This window comes from Kitasatospora putterlickiae, assembly GCF_039527695.1.
GTDB classification, from domain to species: Bacteria; Actinomycetota; Actinomycetes; order Streptomycetales; family Streptomycetaceae; genus Kitasatospora; species Kitasatospora putterlickiae.
Map to the genome: position 1 here is coordinate 1 of NZ_BAAAKJ010000259.1, position 784 is coordinate 784.

The 784-nt window shown below is 80.7% G+C and carries 1 protein-coding gene; it reads right to left on the reverse strand.

Translation table 11 applies throughout. The annotated features are described in order from the left end of the window. A partial coding sequence (locus ABD308_RS26460) for a DUF7134 domain-containing protein (protein WP_425554853.1) occupies window positions 1–458 on the reverse strand: 458 nt, incomplete at its 3' end. Window positions 459–784 lie beyond the last annotated feature (326 nt).

Consider the following 784-nt stretch of genomic DNA (forward strand, 5'->3'; position numbering starts at 1 on the left):
CCGAGCAGCGCGCTCGCGGCGACCGCCGCCGTCATCGCGGCGGCCGAGGCGAGGAACCGGCCCTCGGGCGCCCAGCGCGCCGCCGCCAGCACCGCCCCGGCCAGCGCCACCAGACCCGCAGCCCACGCCGACCGGTACGGCGCCCGCGCGGTCACCGTCCCGAGGGCGATCAGCAACGCCGCGTCGGCCGGCAGCTGAACCCCCAGCAGCCACTGCGCGAGCGCCGCGGCGGCGATCACCCCGAACGCGGCCCGGGGCGCCCGCCGCCGCCACACCAACGGCAGCACCAGAGCGGTCTGCAGCGCGAAGCCCGTGCCGTCCGCCACCCGCCCCGGCCCGAGCGTCACCAGGAACAGGGCCGCCGCGAGCGCGGCGTCCGCCACCAGGGGCGGCACCCGCCACGGCAGCCGGGCGAGGGCGCCCGGCGGGCCCGTCCGTACCGCGCCGGTCTCGGTCATCGTGTCCGTCCTCGCGTCCGCGTCGTCCGGCGTCCTCGCCGGAGGCCCACGGTAGGGCCCCCGCGCCCGCGAAGGCGTCCGCCCACCGGCGGAGACCGGGGGAGACCCCGGAACACCGGGGGCTCCTCCGCGCGGAGGAGCGCACGCGCCCTGGGACGACCCGCGCCCACCCGCGGGATCGTCCCCCGGCAGGGCGCCCCGCACCCTCCGGCGGCGGAACCCTGGTGGTGACCCCGCATCCGCACCGCCCGAGGAGCCCGCCCATGTCCCCGACCCGCCGCGCCCTGCTCGGCATGTTCGGCGCCGCCGCGCTTGCCACCGTGGCC